We start from the raw sequence: 1,569 nt of genomic DNA on the forward strand, positions 1-1,569 counted from the left end.
CTAAAGGTTGAAAGTTAATATTTCCACTTAAGCCCTGATCTGTTAGGGCTTTTTTGCTACAAAAATAGACATGAAACCATCCACATCTGTATACTTAAAGCGTCTAAACAAAAACCATACAGAGGAGTTTCATGCCTATGTCTACTATACAATACAATGACACTGATATTCATCATTCTTTTGCTCATTTTTCAAAATTGGTCCATCTCTCCGCTATTTTGCGTCGTGTCAATATCCATAAATCGCGCGGTATTAAAACTGAACGCTTATTTGAATGGTTATTGACCACCATCTTTAATCGCTACTCCATTTTTAGAGCAGAAAAGGCTAACGATTTTTCAAAACGAACTGTTCGCAATTGTCTAAATGATCCACATATTAATTGGCAACGACTGGTTCAGCTATTAGCGATCCATTTGATCCAATACGTGCAACATTTTACCGATCCAAGACGGCGACAAGCTTTGATCATTGATGATTCATTGTTTAAACGTGAATTTTCACGCAAAACTGAATTATTAGCTCGTGTTTTTGACCACGACAAACAGCAGTATTTTAAAGGCTTTAGGACACTAACTTTAGGCTGGAGTGACGGCAATACTTTTTTACCGCTGAACTTTGCCTTGATGTCATCAAGCCACGCCAAAAATCGGTTTGGGCACCTTAAGTCCAGTGATCAACGATCACTGGCCGCGAAACGACGTACACAGGCAACCCGTAAAATGACCGATGTCGCTTTAGAATTAGTAGATGATGCAATCAAATCCGGCATCAAGGCCAAGTACGTCTTATTCGATAGCTGGTATGCATCACCGCGTATGTTTGCGGCATTGCTAAAACGTCATTGTCATGGGATTGGTATGTTGAAAAAAACTAAAAAAGTCTATTTTCGTTATCGTGGCCGAGAAATGGATATTAAGACTTTATACACTAACTTACGGCGCAGTAAATGGCCAATTAAGGATAGCTATCTATACAGTCCAATCGTCACATTTGAAGTTGATGGCGAAAAAATCCCAATGAAGTTAGTCTTCGTAACCAAACGTGGCCAGGCTGATCAATATCTTGTGTTGGCGACCACAATGACTGACCTAAGACCAGAAGCAATCATTCAGATGTACGGTCGGCGTTGGCAGATCGAATGTTATTTTAAAGTCGCTAAACAATACCTGCAATTTGATCAGACTCAAGTCCAAAGCTATGATGGGCTTTGCGGTCACCTAGCAATGGTCATGTTAAGCTATGACGTCCTTGCATTGGTGCAACGTGAAAATACGGACGACAGGACGCTGGGTGACTTATTCTTCGATTATGGACGACCGTTGCCTGATATTAAGTTAGTAAGTGCGTTGAATTGGCTGATACAAACAATTACTGGTCTAGGTGAAAAACTCGACATGGCGGTTGAAACATTAACTATTATTTTTGACGAATTTATAAAAGCATTACCGAATAGCCTGGCCAGGCTACTCGGTAATGCTCAATGAAGTGGAAACTAGTAATATATCGTGCCATAACCGTTTGACATCAATGGTTACGGTCTATTTTGATACTTTCAACCTTTAGTTA

At 39.9% G+C, this 1,569-nt stretch carries 1 protein-coding gene; it reads left to right on the forward strand.

The genetic code is table 11. The annotated features are described in order from the left end of the window. The first annotated feature begins 137 nt into the window (after nt 1–137). Entirely contained in the window at nt 138–1,487 is a 1,350-nt protein-coding gene (locus EKM76_RS13245; RefSeq protein ID WP_125551017.1) for an IS4 family transposase, read from the forward strand. Nucleotides 1,488–1,569: the final 82 nt, after the last annotated feature.

The sequence above is a fragment of the Loigolactobacillus zhaoyuanensis genome, from assembly GCF_003946385.1.
GTDB classification, from domain to species: Bacteria; Bacillota; Bacilli; order Lactobacillales; family Lactobacillaceae; genus Loigolactobacillus; species Loigolactobacillus zhaoyuanensis.